The organism is Comamonas thiooxydans, assembly GCF_002157685.2.
Lineage (GTDB): Bacteria > Pseudomonadota > Gammaproteobacteria > Burkholderiales > Burkholderiaceae_C > Comamonas > Comamonas testosteroni_H.
In genome coordinates, this window is the sequence record NZ_AP026738.1 from 4,657,241 (window position 1) to 4,673,612 (window position 16,372).

Here is a 16,372-nt window from a genome sequence, read left to right on the forward strand (position 1 = left end):
GGCCACGGCATGAATTGGAGCGATTGAAGATCAGAAGCCTTGCGAGCTCCAAGGGATTCAGAGGCAGCTGACGTTCCCCAGCAGCACCGCCACGGCGGCTGCCACAGCCAGGTGTCGAGCCGACCAGGAAAGCCCCGCGACCGTCGCGAGAGCCCCCAGACTCCAGAAGCCCAGCACGAGCAAGGTGCTGACCGTTGCGCTCCATCCGCGGGTGCTCGGCAGCCAGACGGCTAGCAAAAGCAGTCCCCCCAGCACACGCAGCGCCATACGATGCGCTGCCGGCACCTCGTCCAGAGATGTCAATTGCGCGTAATGGCGGTCCATGGCAAAAGCGAGAGCCGTCATGCCTCCCATCGAAAGAGCAAAGGCCTGCAACGATGACTGCCACAAAGTCATGACAGGCTCCCTTGCTTCGCGGCATTTGCGTCCGTAGCCACAGGCAGGTCTGTCGACAATTCACAAGCCATTTGCTTTCGCGCAGGTTTCAGGTTCGATGCCTTGCGCATCCAGGCCCAGGCACCAGCCGCCGCCACTCCGACAGCAACGGCGAAAAGCTCAACCCCCGCGCTCTCCCAGTCACCATCGAGAAGGTATGAAGCAAGTTGCTCTCCGGTCGTCACGAGATTCAGCAAGGGCAACAGAAGACAGAGCACAGCCAGCGCTGCCATCTGATCACGCCATGCCAATGGCGGCGACCTCAGCAACGCATGTATGAGAGCCAGAATCCACAGCGCAAAGAACACCACCAACTCCCATCTGGAGCGTTGCGAAATCTCGACAGGCAGCAAACGATTGGCCCCCAAAAATCCCGCACAGGCGATGCCCAGTCCCACAATGGCCGCCACATTTGCGGCTTCAATCATCCGGTAGACCGTGGAGGTGCTGGAGCCAAACTCCCCCTGATGCTTGCCCCGCCGTTTGACCATGAAGAGAATCGCCCCAGTGGCCATCATGGCGCTTCCGGCCAGCCCGCAAATGAAGTACATCCACTTCAGCGGCAGCCCGCCATAAGTCGCCATATGCAGCCCGCCGATCACCGATTGCGCAAGTGATGCCGCACCGCCATCCACACCTCCGGGCAAGCGCAACTGCTGCAACTCTCCAGTGGCGGCAGAGAACATGGCCATGCCGCTGCTGGGGCTGAGACGCTTGCTCAGATCGTCGGCTTCATTCCATCCATAGATGCCGATGCGTGCAGCCGCATCACCCGGGTAATCAATCACCACCGCGCGCACCGGTTGCCCGATCAAGGCCTGCCCGCGCAGCACGAAGGACTCCAGATCCGGTACGGGCATGGCCTGGCCCGAACGCTGCGGCTTGCCCGGTTCATTCAGCGCCACTTGAAAAGACTTGACGGCTTCGGCACTGCTGCCGAAGTAGGCCGCAATGCCGGCAGGCATGAAGGTCGAGCAAGATATGGCGATGCCTGTATAGGCGATCATGAGCTGGAACGGAAGCGTCAGCACCGCCACGGCGTTGTGCATGTCCAGCCAGCTTCTCTGCCCTTTGCGGGCACGGAAGGTGAAGAAGTCCTTGAAGATCCGTCTATGGGTAATCACTCCGCTGACCAGTGCCACCAGCATGGCAAGCGCGGCGATGCCCACGATCCAGAGACCGAGCTGGCCCGCGTGCAGCTGATAGTGGAAATCCACAAAATGATGACCGCCCAATGTCTGGCGCACCTTGGGTGCTTCGGAAGCATCCAAGGCATTTCCGGACGCAGGATCCAGCTGGGCCGCCGCATACTGGCCGTCGCCATCGAACCAGTAGACGCGCAAGTCCCCGCCTCCTTTGGCGTCTGCAGGCCACAGCTCCCACATGTCCGCCCCCGGGTGCTGCCGCTGCATATATCCCATGCTCCACTGCAGACGCTGGCTCATGGAAGCCTGTGCTTGCGGCACAGTGCCTGCCTGCCTGGCCTCGGCGTGCTCATGCGCATGATGCTCCGGGGTCATCCAGTGGGTGATGGGCTCCTCGAAGACGGCCAGGGTACCCGTCAGAAAAACGGCATACAACAGCCAGGAGAACCACAGGCCGCACCAGGTATGCAACCATGCCTGAGCCTGACGGAAGCTGCCCTTGCCCGCACCCGATTCCTTTTTTGCCGGCTGCATCAGCGCCCCTTCAGCAAGATCAAGGCTGCAGTGGCTGCAAGCATGGCGAAAGCCAGAATGAGCAGCACGCCCCAGATTCGACGCGGCGATGCCGGACTGAAGGCCCCGATCACCACAGCCACGTACCACAGCCAGCTGGACTGCATGCCCCCCAGAATGGTCTCCACACGAGATTGACTCATCGCACCACATAAAACCACCCAGGCACTGGAGACGGCATAGCCTCCCAGCACTGCCGCAGCCAGGCGCGATCCCAGTCCCCAGTCAGAGCGCAGCCCATCAGATTGCGACATTGCTATGCCCTGTCAGAAACGGCCTTTGAGCGACACGGTAACCGTACGCTTTTCGCCGTAAAAGTTGCCATAACCCGCATAACCGACCGTGCTGTAGTAAGTCTTGTCAAACAAGTTCCCCACATTCATCGCAAGGCTCCAGTCCTTGCTGAATGCATAGGCCACACGTGCCGACCAGACCGCCTGGCCCGGGGAAGTGAAGTTGTAAGGCGTCCAGGCTCCGTCATAACGGCCCGTTGCCGGGTTGTAGGCGCTGATGCCAGAGGCCCGGTAGTTCGAGCTCTGAGCCACCACACCGCCGCCCACGCTCCAGCCGCGCAAATCACCGCTCAAGCGATAGTCCGCCCAGGCCTTGAACAGATGGCGCGGCGTGACCGTGCTGAACTGAGCGCTGTCCTTGCGTCTGTCTTCGTTGCTGTTGTAGGTATAGCCCACCGCCAGTTGGAGATTGGGAGTGATTCGCCCCGTCATCTCCAGATCGATGCCCTGGCTCAGCTTGAAGCCGTCGCGGAAGTAGCAGCAACCGCCGCGCCAATCGGTCTGGGGGTAAGCGGGGTCGTAAACGGCTTCGCCTTTTTTATCGGTACGAAACAATGCAGCACTGGCGATCAGATGGGGAGTCAGCTCGCTTTTGACGCCCAGCTCGTAGGTACGACCACGCACAGGATCCAGAGGCGTTCCAGGCAGCGGTGCAGAGAATTTGCCGGCCTGAGACTGATAGATCTCGGCGGTGCTGAAATACAGATTGGTCGACTTGGTCAGCTCATGCATCAGCCCCATATAGGGCACAAAGACATTCGACTCCCGGCTACTGGCCGTGAGCGCACCGTTCATGTCATGCTGGGTATTGCGATCCTGCAGCACATAGCGTCCACCAAGAATCACAGACCAACGCTCCACGGGACGCAGACGAACGGAACCATACAGGCCGCTCTTTTGCGTCTTGGTCTGCGAGCCACTGGTCCAGTCACCGAGCGGATAGCCCGGATCCTGCGGTGGAATCCGGTTGAAGACGTCGGCAGGCCCCACTCTGGGCCACAGGCTTCGATTGGTATTGCTGTTGCGGTGCTGATCCAGACCCAGTATCACATCGTGGCGCTGACCCAAGGCATCAAAGCTACCCTGCAAATTGATATCGAAGCTGGTTTCACGCTCGCGTGACTTGGCTTGATGGATCCACCAGTCCGCCCCCTGCAGCGTGACGGGATCCGGCGAACTTTCGATCTCCGCGCCATTCACGCCCTCATTGAAGCGGGTGTGTCTGAGCTGGGTCTTGAGCAGCCAGTCATTGCCGAGCTGCTGCTCCAGCTTGGCAAAGACCGTGGTGTTCTCGCGATTGATCCAGTTCCAGGGTGCACCAAAGTTGGTATTGCGCGCAAAGCCGATATCGCTGCCGTCCGCATAGCGCGGCAGGCTGGCATTGAAGCCCGTATTTCTGTCTTTCTGATAGCTGGCACCCAGCGTGGCGACCGTGCTGGACGTCAGGTCCATCTCCAGCGCCCCATACAGCATCTGCCGCTTGAGCTTGGATGGTGCTGCCATCTCCTTGCGGTCATGGTTCACGGCCACGAAACGACCACGCAGAGTTCCGCTTTCGTTCAACGCGCCCGTCGTGTCGAGCTCGGCGCGATAGTTGCTCATGGTTCCGCCGGAAAGCAGAACCTGCGTCTGACGTTTGGCCTGGGGCCTTTTGTAGGTGAAGTTCAGCACCCCGCCAGCCTCGCCTGCACCAAACAGGCCGTCGGCCCCGCGCAGCACGCTGACGCTGTCGAACTGCGCCATGTCCAGGCTGCGACTGCCCGAGCGAGAGGAACTGGCAGCACCGCCATCGAACCGGAAATTGGTGATGTTCATGCCGCGGGACAGATAGGTCGTATCCAGCCAGGTCTCTTCGCGTGTGATCCCGGTGGTGTACTTCATCACATCATCGAGCGTGCGCATGGCCTGATCGTCCATGCGCTGACGGGTCACCACAGTCACCGACTGCGGAACCTCGCGCAGAGACTGCGCCGCCTTGCCGACCTCGACTCCGCCAGCCGCGTAGGAATCACTCGACTCTCCATAGACATTGGGAATGGCCTTTTCCTGCACCGTCACTTCCGCAAGTGTCGAGGCGGCATCCTCTTGTGCATGGCTGAGACCAGGCAGCAGGCAGACCACGCTGACGGCCACAGCCGTGGCATGAAGACGAAATGGCAAAACCCCGGCTACGGGGAAAAACGAGCGTTCCAGCATGAGCGTAAAAAACAAGCCTGGGTGTTCTCTTCAGGCAAGAAGTGCCGAAGAACGAATGACGCTGTGGCTGGAACGGAGACACCGTATAGGGGCTGGCAGCAAATAATCAGAACGAGAATCAATCTCAGTTCTATTTCTGCGCGAATTGTAAAGCCCAGGTAAAAAAATTGCCACTGTTTTGTAAAACAATAGCGCCTGTCTCTGCGGCTGTATCGCTGCGCATCTGCCAGCCTGTTGCCTGGCCGATAGCCAGCTGGTGCTATTCACACACCGGCATCAAGCCGGATTCACTGTCGCAACGAGGCGGTCTGGCGCTGCTTGGCGCCTAGCCCAGCGAGGTTCCGATTGAAAAGTGGACTGTTGCGAAATGCCGCTTGCTTCTGGCGCATAGAAGATGCACGGCATGAGCGTCACTCGATGGAGGTAGCAGGCCAGCGTCCAAAGATGGCAGATGCGCCTCGAGCACAAAGAAAAAGCCCCGGCTGCATAAACAACCGGGGCTTTTATATCTTGGCAGGGGAAGAAGGATTCGAACCTTCGCATGCTGGAATCAAAATCCAGTGCCTTAACCAGCTTGGCGACTCCCCTAAAGAGAAAGCGATTATAGCGCGGTTTTCCCAACTTTGAGAGAACTCCGGCGATCAGGGCCTGAAGGCGAAAACGCTCAATGCCAGCCAGACGCTTCGCGGCAGCTAAACCGGCCTGACTTGCGGCCGCGCCAGATGCCAGATCTGCGACCGCCTGCATGGCGCGCTGCGATGAAGCAAGCCGTGAAAAACGGCTTGGCAACGATCGCGGCCATCCGCGTATGACCCGCTGCAGGCGCTGCCATCAGTCCAACGTGACCTTGGCCTCGCGAATGACCTTGCCCCATTTGGCAGTTTCAGCGGCGATGAAACGATCGCACTCCTCCGGTGTGGAACCTTCTGCAAACGTGCCCATGGTCTGCTGCATACGCTGCGAAATCTCAGGACTGCGGATGATGCGAGCGACTTCGGCGGACATGCGCTGCACGATCTCCTTGGGCACTCCTGCCGGTGCAATCATTGCAGCCCAGGTGCTGCCCATCAGGTCGGGGATGCCTTGCTCGGCAAATGTCGGTACATCGGGCAAAACCGCCAGTCGCTTGTCGCTAGCCACGCCAATCAGACGAATGCGACCGGCCTTGGCAGGCTGGATCAGATTGGGCGGAGGATCGAGGAACAAGGGGATCTGACCGCCCATGAGGTCGGTCAGTGCCGGTGCGGCCCCTTTGTAAGGCACATGGGTCATGTCCGTCTTGGTCAACAGCTTCATCAGCTCGGTTGTCAGATGCGCGCTGGAGCCACTTCCCGAGGAGCCAAAGCTGACCTTGCCAGGATGCGCCTTGGCATAGGCAATCAGCTCCTGCGTGGTCTTGAACGGTGCATTGGTGGACACCGCTGCAACCAGAGGCGAGATCCCCATCAGTGACACGCCGACCAGATCCTTGCCAGGGTTGTAGGGCAGCTTGGGATACAGCGTGGTGTTGGCCGCATAAGCGGCAATCACCACTCCGAACGTGTAGCCATCAGGTGCGGACTTGGCCACTTGATCCACACCGATGAGACTGTTCGCACCCGGCTTGTTTTCGATGACGATGGGCTGGCCCAGCGCTTTCTGCAAACCCACTTGCAGCAGACGAGCCATCTGATCGGTGAAGCCGCCCGCCGTGTAGGGAACGATGATGCGTATGGGCTTGGAGGGCCAGGGGCTCTGGGCCCAGGCCGAAGGTGCCAGCATGGCGGCGCCGGCTGCGGCGCCCGATTGCAGAAAGCTGCGGCGAGATGTCGAAGGCATGAGTGTCTCTTGGTTCTTGGGGCAAAAATGCCGCGCGCCAGCGCGACAGGTAAAGGGAAACATGTCTCAGTATCCGCGGGCCACGTCCACCAGATTCAGCAAGGGCTCGCCCGCGCGCAGGCGGCGCAGGTTCTCCAGGCACTGGCGGGCCACGGTGTCGGCCGAGGCCTGGGCCGCGATATGCGGCGTGACAAAGGCCTTGGGATGCGCCCAGACCTTGTTTCCCGGCTGGGGCGGCTCCTCGCGCAGCACGTCCAGCGCGGCGCCGGCCAGGTGGCCTTCGTCGAGCAGGGCCAGCAGGTCGTCTTCCACCACCTGCTCGCCGCGCCCCACGTTGATGAAGTAGGCGCCGCGCGGCAGCAGGGACAGGGTGCGGCGGTTCAGCAGGTCGCGCGTCTCGGGCGTGAGCGGCAAGGCGCAGACCAGGATGTCGCTGGTGGACAGCAGTTGCTCCAGGCCCTGGGCACCACTGTATGTGGCCAGGCCGGCAATGCTTTTGGCGCTGCGGCTCCAGCCTGCGACCGGATAGCCTATGGCCTGCATGGCGCCGGCCACGAAGCGGCCGACCTCTCCCAGGCCCAGGATACCCACGCGGCAGTCGGCACTCGCGCGGACGGGGCGGCGCAGCCAGTCGCCGGCCTGCTGCTGACGCGCGAACAGGTCCAGCTCGCGCGTGTGGCGCAGCGCCGTGCCTACCACGTACTGGGCGATCTCCACATGCTGCTGCGGATCGACGGTGCGCGCCACGGGCAGGCCGGCCGGCAGGTCGGGCACGGCCAGCAGCTTGTCCACGCCCGCGCTGGGCGCGCACAGCAGCTTCAGGCGCGGATAGGCCGGAAGCACGCCCGGCTTGAGGCTCCAGGCGAGCATGGCCTCGACCGCGTCGGCCGGTGCCTCTTCGCGGTTCGCCCAGACGGGTACGTCGGGCGCCAGCGCGCGCAGCGCATCGGCGATGGGCGCACCCATGCTGGGGTGGATGTTGACCAGAATTCCCATTGATTTCTCCATGAATCTAAGCACTGTTCGCTGCCTGCGAAACGGTAGCAGCCCAAGTGCGGGACACCGAGCAAGGGCCTATGCCGGCCGCGCCGCCCCGCAGCGAGGGTGTCGTCCCCCTCCCTCGCGCAGCGAGTAGAGAGGCGCCGTGCAACGGGGGAAGGCGCGCAGCGACTCAGGGGGTGTTAGTGCTTGTAAGAAGGGTCTATGCGGTCCAGGCGGCGCAGCAGGCCCGGCCAGGCTAGGCCTGCGCCCTTGCCCTTGGTGACCTGGCGCGACTGGTTGACCGCGTCGGCAATGATGTCCTGCGGGATGCGAGTCAGCTCGCCGCCGCCCGACTGCGCGAGGATCTGGATGCGGCAGGCCGACTCCAGCGTGTACATGGCCAGCACGGCCTCGGCCACGTTGCGGCCGCAGGTCAGCAGGCCGTGGTTGCGCAGGATGAGGAAGTTGCTGGCGCCCAGGTCATCGACCAGGCGCGGCTTCTCGTCGTCGCGCAGGGCCACGCCTTCGTAGTCGTGATAGGCCAGGCGTGCCAGCGGGAAGATGGACTGCTGCGAGATGGGCAGCAGCCCATCCTTCTGCGCCGAGACGGCCACGCCGTAGCGCGTATGCGTGTGCAGCACGCACTGCACCTCGGGGCGACCGTCATGGATGGCGCTGTGGATGACGAAGCCGGCCGGGTTGACGTCGTATTCGGTCTCCATCAGCGGCCGGCCTTCGTGATCGACCTTGACCAGGCTGGAGGCCGTGATCTCGTCGAACAGCATGCCGTAGGGGTTGATCAGGAACTGGCCGGACTGGCCCGGCACGCGTGCCGAGATGTGGGTGAAGATCAGGTCGTCCCAGCCGAAGTGGGCGACCAGCCGGTAGGCGGCAGCCAGCTCGACGCGGGTCTGCCACTCCTCGGAAGTCACCTGGCGGCGGACTTCGGACATCGTGGTGTCATGGCTCATGGGATAGGTCTCGTGATGGGCATCGTGGAATGGAAGACAGGCTCAGCGTCCCGCCGCGTACTGATCGCGCAGCTCGCGCTTGAGCACCTTGCCGATGGCGCTGCGCGGCAGCTCGGCGATGAAGCGCAGGTCCGCCAGGCGCTGGGTCTTGCCGGCCTGCTGGTTGTACCAGCCCATGATCTCTTCGGGCCGGGCCGGCTGGCCCGTGCGCGACACCACGTAGGCCACGGGCGTCTCGCCCCATTGATCGGAAGGCACGCCGACAACGGCCACGTCGTCCACGGCCGGGTGAGCACGCAGCTGGGACTCCAGGTCGCTGGGATAGATGTTGAAGCCGCCGCTGATGATCATGTCCTTGCGTCTATCGAACAGGGTCAGGAAGCCGTCGGCATCGAAGCGGCCCACATCGCCCGTGCGGATGAAGCGCTTGCCCGTGGCATCGAACCATTCGGCTTCACGCGTCTTGGCGGGCTGGCCGTGGTAGCCGGTCATCATGCTGGCCGAGTGGCCCACGACCTCCCCGTCCGCGCCGGGGGCGACCTCGCTACCCTCCTCGTCGATGAGGCGGATGTCATGGCCCTCGGCGGGCTTGCCCACGGTGTGCAGCTTGTCCGGGTGCAGGTGGGCTTCGAGGATGCAGGTGCCGCCGCCTTCGGTCATGCCGTAGAACTCGGTGAGGCTGCCGGGCCAGCGTGCCACCACGTCGGCCTTGAGCTCGGCGCGGAACGGTGCGCTGGTACAGAACTTGGCGCGGAAGCTGGACAGGTCATGCTCGCCGAACTGCGGCAGCGCCATGATGCGCTGGTACTGCACGGGCACCAGCATGGTGTGGGTGACGCGGTGCTGCTGGGCCAGCTGCAGGTAGCGGGCCGCGTCGAATTTGGGCATCAGCACCACGCAGCCGCCGCTACCCAGCGTGGGGAAGAACACCACCAGGGTGGTGTTGGAGTACAGCGGCGTGGCCAGCAGCGTCGTGCCCTCGGGGCCATAGCCGTAGACGCTGCCCCGGTTGATGTGGGCCCAGCGCATGCCGTGCGATTGCACGATGCCCTTGGGGGTCCCTGTGGTGCCCGAAGAATAGATGATGTTGAACGGCGCGGCGGGCTCCACGCTCACGGCAGCGGGCTGCGTACCTTCCGGCGCCAGCCAGTCCTCGAAGGCACTGCCCGGCGCCACGCCGTCCAGCGAGATGCATTGCAGTCCGGCGTCGGCAGGCACCAGGTCCTGGGCTGCCTTGTCGAGGAACAGGTGACGCGCCTGGGCATCGCGCAGCATGGAAGCCAGGCTTTCGGCCGTGGACGACGGCGCCAGCGGCGCGACCACCACGCCCGCGCGCAGCGCGCCCAGGAACAGCACGGCATAGCGCACCGAGTTCAACGCGCAGATGGCGATGGCCTGGCCGGGCTGCACGCCGCCCTGTTGCAAGGCGGCGGCCACGCGGTCCATCAGGGCATCGAGCTGGGCGTAGCTCAGCGTCTGCTGGTCGTCGCGCAGCGCGGCATGACCGGGCTGCTGGCGTGCATGGCTGCGGATCAGCGCAGCCAGCGTGGTGAAGGGGGCATCGGGAGAAGGCAGGCAGACAGTCATGAAAGCTCCGATTCAGGAATTGCAAGCAGGCTGCGCCTGCGAGCCCCCGGCCCTGCAGGCGCTTGGGCAGACGGTGGCTTATTTGGCAGCCAGACCCAGGCGGTCGATCAGAACCTTGTCCTTGGCAAAGGCCTCCCTGGCCCATTGCGCATAGTCGGCACCCGAGCGGTACCAGGCGTCCTGGTTGAGCTGCTTGAGCACCTCGATGTGGCGCGGGTCGTCCATGGCCTTCTTGAAAGCATCGTGCAGCTTGCGCACCACGGCCGGGTCCATGCCCTTGGGGCCGGCCAGACCGTAGGGCGAGGTGGAAACCACGCCATAGCCCAGCTCCTTGGCCGTGGGCACGTCGGGCCAGCGCTGGGTGCGCTTTTCGCCAAAGGTCATGAGCAGGCGCATCTGGCCGCCATTCACATAGGTGTCCCAGCCCGAGGCATCGCTTTGCGCTGCCACATGGCCGCCCAGCAGGGCCTGCTGCAGGTCGGCGTTGCCCTTGAAAGGCACATGATTGAGAGTGACCTTGGCGTTCTCGGCCAGCTCCTCCATCAGCAGATGCGGCGAGGAACCTATGCCCGTGGAGCCGTATTCGATCTTTCCGGGAGTCTTGCGTGCGGCGGCGATGTACTCGTTGAAGCTCTTGTAGGGAGAGTCCGAGCGCACCGTGAAACCGAAGGTATAGCCCGAGACACCGATGATGTAGGTGAAGTCCGTGACCGGATTCCAGGCGGTCTTTTGCATATGCGCCATGCGCAGCATGGACATGGGGAACTGGGTGATGGTGTAGCCGTCGGGCTTGGCGGTGCGCGCCATGGCGCCGGGGCCCAGCGTGCCGCCAGCGCCGGGCTTGTTCTCGACGATGATGGGCTGGCCCAGCTGCTTGCCCGCAATGTCGGCCAGCGTACGCATGTGGCGGTCGGTGGGGCCGCCCGCCGGGAACGGCACGATCAGCGTGACCGGCCGCGCAGGATAGTCGCCGGACTGTGCCCAGGCTGATGCGCCAGTGCCAGCAGCAGTCACAAAGGCGGCCGTGGCGAGCATCAGGCTGCGGCGGTCAAGGGAAATCTGCATGTCTTTGTCTCCTGAATCTCTGAACCAGGTGGGGCCGGGGCACATGCCTTGTGTGCCGCTCTGGCCAGGGCCCGGACACCGTTGCCCGAGCCCGTTGACACCGCCCTGTTGCGCGGTGCCATGGCAACGCTTAGATCGTCTTCACCAGCTCCGGCACTGCCTGGAACAGATCGGCTTCCAGACCGTAATCGGCCACCGAGAAGATCGGTGCCTCGGGGTCCTTGTTGATCGCCACGATCACCTTCGAGTCCTTCATGCCCGCCAGATGCTGGATCGCTCCCGAGATGCCGCAGGCAATGTACAGCTGCGGCGCCACGATCTTGCCCGTCTGGCCCACTTGCAAATCATTGGGGGCGTAGCCCGCATCAACGGCTGCACGGCTGGCGCCGATGGCCGCTCCCAGCTTGTCGGCCAGCGGCGACATGACTTCCTGGAACTTCTCGGCCGAGCCCAGCGCGCGACCGCCGGAGACGATGATCTTGGCGGCCGTCAGTTCGGGACGCTCGCTCTTGGTCACTTCGCGACCCACAAAGGCGCTCTTGCCGGAGTCGGCCACGGCAGCTGCGGTTTCCACCGCCGCAGAGCCGCCAGTGGCAGCCGCTGCGTCAAAGCCCGTGGTACGCACGGTGATGACCTTGACGGCATCGGCGGACTGCACGGTGGCAATGGCGTTGCCCGCGTAGATGGGGCGCTCGAAGGTGTCGGCGGAGTCGACCTTGGTGATGTCGCTGATCTGGGCCACGTCCAGCTTGGCGGCCACGCGAGGCGCCACGTTCTTGCCCGAGGCGGTCGAGGGGAACAGGATGTGGCTGTAGTTGCCGGCGATGGCCAGCACCTGGGCCGCCACGTTCTCGGCCAGGCCGTCCTTGAGGCTGGCGCCGTCGGCATGGATGACCTTGGAGACTCCGGCGATCTGGGCGGCAGCGGCTGCTGCAGCGGCTGCACCTTCGCCAACCACCAGCACATGCACATCACCACCGCAGGCCTTGGCGGCCGTCACGGTGTTCAGGGTCGCGGTCTTGATCGAAGCGTTGTCGTGTTCTGCAATAACGAGAGAAGTCATATTCAACCTCTAAATTTCTTTACGTTCTGGCGAAGTCCGAGAGAGGACATCAGCCCTTGGCAGCAGCGCAGCCTGGCGAGGGACGGCCAGCAAGGGCCGCCCCGCAGCCAAGGCCGTCGTCCCCCTTTGGGGGAAGGCGCCGCAGGCGACTCAGGGGGAGTCAGATGACCTTCGCTTCATTTTTCAGCTTGTCGACCAGGGCGGCCACATCGGCCACCTTGACGCCAGCGCCGCGCTTGGCAGGCTCGGAGACCTTCACGGTCTTCAGGCGAGGCGTCACGTCCACGCCCAGGTCTTCGGGCTTGAAGGTGTCCAGCTGCTTTTTCTTGGCCTTCATGATGTTGGGCAAGGTGACGTAGCGGGGCTCGTTCAGGCGCAGGTCGGTGGTGATGACGGCGGGCGTGGACAGGGCCACGGTTTCCAGGCCGCCGTCCACTTCGCGAGTGACGTTGACCTTGTCGCCAGCGACTTCGACCTTGGAGGCAAAAGTGGCCTGGGGCAGGTCGGCCAGGGCCGCCAGCATCTGGCCGGTCTGGTTGGCGTCGTCGTCGATGGCCTGCTTGCCGCAGATGACCAGACCGGGTTGCTCCTTGTCCACCAGGGCCTTGAGCAGCTTGGCCACGGCCAGGGGCTGCAGCTCGACATCGGTCTCGACCAAAATGCCGCGATCGGCACCGATGGCCATGGCCGTGCGCAGGGTTTCCTGGCACTGGGCCACGCCGCAGGAGACGGCGATGACTTCGGTCACCACGCCTTTTTCCTTCAGGCGCACGGCTTCTTCGACGGCGATTTCGTCAAAGGGGTTCATGCTCATCTTGACGTTGGCGATGTCCACACCCGTGCCGTCCGACTTCACGCGGACCTTGACGTTGTAGTCCACGACACGTTTGACGGGTACAAGGATTTTCATGAGAAAGCTCTTTCCTGGTTTTGAAGAGTGAAGGCTTAGCGGGCAAAGCCTGCGAGCCGCTCGTTGATCAGTGCATGGGCCTGGTCCATGATGCCGGTTATCAGCTGCTGGACCGTGGGCACGTCGCGGATCAGGCCCGCAACCATGCCGCAGGACCAGACGCCTGCGTCCATGTCGCCGTCATGCATGATGCGTGGGTAGACACCGGCCACTTCGGGTGCGATGTCGGCAAAGGTGATGGCCGCACCCAGCTCGCGTTCCTTTTGCAGCAGGCGCTCGGTGGCGGCGTTGGTCAGCACGCGTTCGGTGTTGCGCAAGGGACGCATGACCAGGCGGGTGTCCAGCTCGCTGGCCGCCACGATGGCCTGCTTGACCTTGTCGTGTACAGGGGCCTCTTTCGTGGCGATGAAGCGCGTGCCCATGTTGATGCCTTCGGCGCCCAGCGCCAGCGCTGCCACCAGCGAGCGGCCATCGGCCATGCCGCCCGAAGCGACAAAGGGAATCTTGAGTTCTTCGGCTGCGCGCGGCAGCAGGATGAAGTTGGGGATGTCGTCCTCGCCCGGATGACCGCCGCATTCGAAACCGTCCACGCTGATGGCGTCGCAGCCGATGGCCTCGGCCTTGAGCGCATGGCGCACCGAGGTGCACTTGTGGATGACCTTGATGCCGGCTTCCTTGAGCGCAGGCAGCCATTTCTGCGGGTTGTTGCCGGCCGTCTCCACGACCTTCACGCCGCCTTCGATGATGGCCTTGACATAGCCGGGGTAGTCGGGCGGATTGACCGAGGGCAGAAAGGTCAGGTTGACGCCAAAGGGCTTGTCCGTCATCTCGCGGCAGCGCGCGATCTCGCGCGCCAGCAGCTCGGGCGTGCGCTGGGTCAGGCCCGTGATGATGCCCAGTCCCCCGGCGTTGGAGACGGCGGCGGCCAGCTCGGCCAGGCCCACATGGTGCATACCGCCCTGGATGATGGGGTGCTGTATGCCAAAGAGTTCGGTGATGCGTGTCTTCATGTCGTTGTCACTCCACAGCAATGCCCTTGTCGCGGATCAGTTGGCCCCAGCGCGTGTAGTCCTGCTGGATGCGCTGGCCCAGCTGGGCTGGATTCTGGAAGGTGGCGATGGCGCCCGCGTGGAGCAGCTTGCTCTGGACGTCCTTGTCGGCCAGTATCTGCTGGACTTCGGAGGCGATGCGCTCGACCACAGCCTTGGGCGTGCCCTTGGGCGCGAGCAGGCCGCCCCAGGAAACGGCGTCATAGCCCTTGATGCCCTGCTCGGCAATGGTCTTGATGTCGGGCAGCATGCTCACGCGCTGGGGCGAGCCCACGGCGATGGCGCGCAGTTTGCCGGCCTGGATGTGGGGCAGCGCGGCTACGAGGTCGGCATACATGATGGGCACCTGGCCGCCGATGGTGTCGGTGATGGCGGGCACGCCGCCCTTGTAGGGCACATGCTGCATGTCGAAGCCGGCCATCTGCTTGAGCAGCTCCATGCTCAGGTGGCCGAAGCTGCCGGCCCCCGAGCTGGTGTAGTTGAGCACTGATTTCTGGGCCTTGGCGTGGGCGATCAGGCTCTTGAGGTCGGTGACATCGGGCAGCAGCGCAGGGTTGACCACGATGACGATGGGCAGGTCATAGACCGTGGCCACGGGCGCGAAATCCTTGACGGTGTCGTAGCCGGCCTTCTTGTACAGGTGGGGAGCCAGCAGCGTGGGCGTGGCCAGCATCATCAGCGTGTAGCCGTCGGCCGGGCTCCTGGCGACCTGCACGGCCGCGATGGAGCCCGAGGCACCGGGACGGTTTTCCACGACCACGGTCTGCTTGAGGCGCTCGCCCAGCTTCTGACCCACGATGCGCGATGCCGTGTCGGTGGGGCCACCGGCGGGGAACGGCACGACCAGGCGCAGCATCTTGGCGGGCCAGTCGGTCTCGGCCAGTGCGCGGCCTGCCAGGCCGGCCAGCAGCGGCGCGGCGGCCAGTGCCAGAGCGGTGCGCCGGGTGACGCGGGCCTGGGGTACGGTGGTGCGCGTGTGCATGAAGTCTCCTGTCTAAGCTGTCTAAGCAGTCGTCGGTGGTGGCCCGCTACCGCAGGCCGTAAAAATCAGTCATCCAGTGATCCATGGCGCTACGCGCCACCCCCAGCTCATGAAACCGGCGCAGCCCGACGCCAGGGACAGCGAGCAAGGGCCTGAGCCGGCCGCGCCGCCCCGCCGCGAGGCTGTCGTCCCCCTCCCCCGCGTAGCGGGCAGAGAGGGGGAAGGCGCGGGGCCGCCCAGGCGAAGCGACTCAGGGGGTCAATCCAGTTTCGCGCCGGCTTGCTCCACCAGCGCTTTCCAGACCGGCATATCGCGCTGGTAGTTGTCGCGGAAGGCCTGAGGGCTGTTCATCATGGGGATGAAGCCGGCGCCCGTGATGCGCTCCAGCACCTTGGGGTCCTTGATGATTTCGCGCAGGTGGCCGTAGAGCTGGTCCACGATCTCCTTGGGCACGCCGGCCGGCGCGCCCATGGCCACCCAGCCGTAGATCGAATAGGCGTCGTCGGTCACTCCCTGCTCGAAGATGGTCGGCAGCTTGGGCAGGATTTCCATGCGCTCCTTGCCGGTCACGCCGATGGCCTTGAGACGGCCGGAATCGATGAAAGGCTTGGTGTTGAGCGCGCTGGAAAAGCACAGCTGCAGCTGTCCGCCGATCAGCTCCTGGATCATGGGCGCCTCGCCCTTGTAGGCAGCGTGGTTCATGTCGGCATCCATGGTCTTGCTCATGTAGGCACCGGCCAGATGGGCATACGAGCCCACGCCCCAGGAGCCGTACGAGAGCTTGCCCTTGTGCGCCTTCACATAGGCCAGCAGTTCCTTCATGTTGTTGGCCGGCACCGAAGGGTGGACGACCAGCGTGACGGGCGCCGCGGCGATCTGACTGATCAGGGCGATGTCCTTTTGCGGGTTGTAGGGCAGCTTGGTGTAGAGGAACTGGTTGATCAGCATCGAGGTGCTGAGCGACAGCAGCAGCGTATGGCCGTCGGGCGCCGCCTTGGCCACGGCATCGGTGCCGAGGATGCCGGCCGCGCCGGCGCGGTTGTCCACCACCACGGGCTGGCCCACGCGCTTGGCCAGCACCTCGCCGATGGTGCGCGCCATGATGTCGGTGGCGCCACCCGCATTGAAGGGCACGACCACACGGATCGGCTTGGTGGGCCAGGCCGGCTTTCCGGACTGTGCGAGGGCGCTGGTGGCGCCCGTGGCCAGCAGGCTGCCGCCGCCGATGGCGGCCAGTCCTTGCAGAAGATCGCGGCGTGTGACTGGGATGCTCATGGTTTGTCTCCTATGAAGTCGCTGTCTTT

14 protein-coding genes and 1 tRNA gene are annotated in these 16,372 nt (G+C 63.9%); all 15 read right to left on the reverse strand.

Going from position 1 to position 16,372, the window contains the following annotated elements:
• Positions 1-57: 57 nt before the first annotated feature.
• Complete coding sequence (locus CTR2_RS21675; protein ID WP_087081097.1) at positions 58-396, reverse strand: DUF3325 domain-containing protein; 339 nt, start codon at positions 394-396, stop codon at positions 58-60.
• Positions 393-2,114 (reverse strand): PepSY-associated TM helix domain-containing protein, encoded by a 1,722-nt coding sequence (locus tag CTR2_RS21680; RefSeq protein ID WP_087081095.1) that lies wholly within the window; start codon positions 2,112-2,114, stop codon positions 393-395. The genes CTR2_RS21675 and CTR2_RS21680 overlap by 4 nt, the downstream gene beginning before the upstream one ends.
• Positions 2,114-2,407: a hypothetical protein gene (locus CTR2_RS21685; protein WP_087081094.1), complete on the reverse strand. Its 294-nt coding sequence runs from the start codon at positions 2,405-2,407 to the stop codon at positions 2,114-2,116. Before CTR2_RS21685 ends, CTR2_RS21680 begins: the two co-directional genes overlap by 1 nt.
• Positions 2,408-2,419: 12 nt before the next feature.
• The gene (locus tag CTR2_RS21690; protein WP_254913227.1) at positions 2,420-4,606 is read right to left on the reverse strand and encodes a TonB-dependent siderophore receptor; all 2,187 of its coding nucleotides are present in this window, start codon (positions 4,604-4,606) and stop codon (positions 2,420-2,422) included.
• Positions 4,607-5,153: 547 nt separating this feature from the next.
• Positions 5,154-5,230 (reverse strand) — tRNA-Gln (locus CTR2_RS21695).
• 243 nt (positions 5,231-5,473) lie between these two features.
• Entirely contained in the window at positions 5,474-6,460 is a 987-nt protein-coding gene (locus CTR2_RS21700; protein WP_087081090.1) for a Bug family tripartite tricarboxylate transporter substrate binding protein, read from the reverse strand.
• A 66-nt stretch (positions 6,461-6,526) separates the two neighbouring features.
• Entirely contained in the window at positions 6,527-7,456 is a 930-nt protein-coding gene (locus tag CTR2_RS21705) for a 2-hydroxyacid dehydrogenase (protein ID WP_087081088.1), read from the reverse strand.
• Between the two features lie 185 nt (positions 7,457-7,641).
• Complete coding sequence (locus CTR2_RS21710) at positions 7,642-8,412, reverse strand: class II aldolase/adducin family protein (RefSeq protein WP_087081086.1); 771 nt, start codon at positions 8,410-8,412, stop codon at positions 7,642-7,644.
• Positions 8,413-8,454: 42 nt separating this feature from the next.
• Entirely contained in the window at positions 8,455-9,999 is a 1,545-nt protein-coding gene (locus CTR2_RS21715) for a class I adenylate-forming enzyme family protein (RefSeq protein WP_087081084.1), read from the reverse strand.
• A 78-nt stretch (positions 10,000-10,077) separates the two neighbouring features.
• Complete coding sequence (locus CTR2_RS21720; protein WP_087081082.1) at positions 10,078-11,064, reverse strand: tripartite tricarboxylate transporter substrate binding protein; 987 nt, start codon at positions 11,062-11,064, stop codon at positions 10,078-10,080.
• A gap of 130 nt (positions 11,065-11,194) precedes the next feature.
• Entirely contained in the window at positions 11,195-12,127 is a 933-nt protein-coding gene (locus CTR2_RS21725) for an electron transfer flavoprotein subunit alpha/FixB family protein (RefSeq protein ID WP_087081080.1), read from the reverse strand.
• 160 nt (positions 12,128-12,287) lie between these two features.
• Complete coding sequence (locus CTR2_RS21730; RefSeq protein WP_003052181.1) at positions 12,288-13,037, reverse strand: electron transfer flavoprotein subunit beta/FixA family protein; 750 nt, start codon at positions 13,035-13,037, stop codon at positions 12,288-12,290.
• Positions 13,038-13,072: 35 nt separating this feature from the next.
• The gene (locus CTR2_RS21735) at positions 13,073-14,047 is read right to left on the reverse strand and encodes an NAD(P)H-dependent flavin oxidoreductase (RefSeq protein WP_087081078.1); all 975 of its coding nucleotides are present in this window, start codon (positions 14,045-14,047) and stop codon (positions 13,073-13,075) included.
• 7 nt (positions 14,048-14,054) lie between these two features.
• Positions 14,055-15,068: a Bug family tripartite tricarboxylate transporter substrate binding protein gene (locus CTR2_RS21740; protein ID WP_087081076.1), complete on the reverse strand. Its 1,014-nt coding sequence runs from the start codon at positions 15,066-15,068 to the stop codon at positions 14,055-14,057.
• Between the two features lie 258 nt (positions 15,069-15,326).
• Positions 15,327-16,343, reverse strand: coding sequence for a Bug family tripartite tricarboxylate transporter substrate binding protein (locus CTR2_RS21745; RefSeq protein WP_087081074.1), 1,017 nt, complete (start codon positions 16,341-16,343; stop codon positions 15,327-15,329).
• Positions 16,344-16,372: the final 29 nt, after the last annotated feature.

Coding starts and splice junctions, on each gene's coding strand:
- CTR2_RS21675 (WP_087081097.1), bottom strand. CDS start 396: ATGACTTTGTGGCAGTCATCGTTGCAGGCCTTTGCTCTTTCGATGGGA.
- CTR2_RS21680 (WP_087081095.1), bottom strand. CDS start 2,114: ATGCAGCCGGCAAAAAAGGAATCGGGTGCGGGCAAGGGCAGCTTCCGT.
- CTR2_RS21685 (WP_087081094.1), bottom strand. CDS start 2,407: ATGTCGCAATCTGATGGGCTGCGCTCTGACTGGGGACTGGGATCGCGC.
- CTR2_RS21700 (WP_087081090.1), bottom strand. CDS start 6,460: ATGCCTTCGACATCTCGCCGCAGCTTTCTGCAATCGGGCGCCGCAGCC.
- CTR2_RS21705 (WP_087081088.1), bottom strand. CDS start 7,456: ATGGGAATTCTGGTCAACATCCACCCCAGCATGGGTGCGCCCATCGCC.
- CTR2_RS21710 (WP_087081086.1), bottom strand. CDS start 8,412: ATGAGCCATGACACCACGATGTCCGAAGTCCGCCGCCAGGTGACTTCC.
- CTR2_RS21715 (WP_087081084.1), bottom strand. CDS start 9,999: ATGACTGTCTGCCTGCCTTCTCCCGATGCCCCCTTCACCACGCTGGCT.
- CTR2_RS21720 (WP_087081082.1), bottom strand. CDS start 11,064: ATGCAGATTTCCCTTGACCGCCGCAGCCTGATGCTCGCCACGGCCGCC.
- CTR2_RS21725 (WP_087081080.1), bottom strand. CDS start 12,127: ATGACTTCTCTCGTTATTGCAGAACACGACAACGCTTCGATCAAGACC.
- CTR2_RS21730 (WP_003052181.1), bottom strand. CDS start 13,037: ATGAAAATCCTTGTACCCGTCAAACGTGTCGTGGACTACAACGTCAAG.
- CTR2_RS21735 (WP_087081078.1), bottom strand. CDS start 14,047: ATGAAGACACGCATCACCGAACTCTTTGGCATACAGCACCCCATCATC.
- CTR2_RS21740 (WP_087081076.1), bottom strand. CDS start 15,068: ATGCACACGCGCACCACCGTACCCCAGGCCCGCGTCACCCGGCGCACC.
- CTR2_RS21745 (WP_087081074.1), bottom strand. CDS start 16,343: ATGAGCATCCCAGTCACACGCCGCGATCTTCTGCAAGGACTGGCCGCC.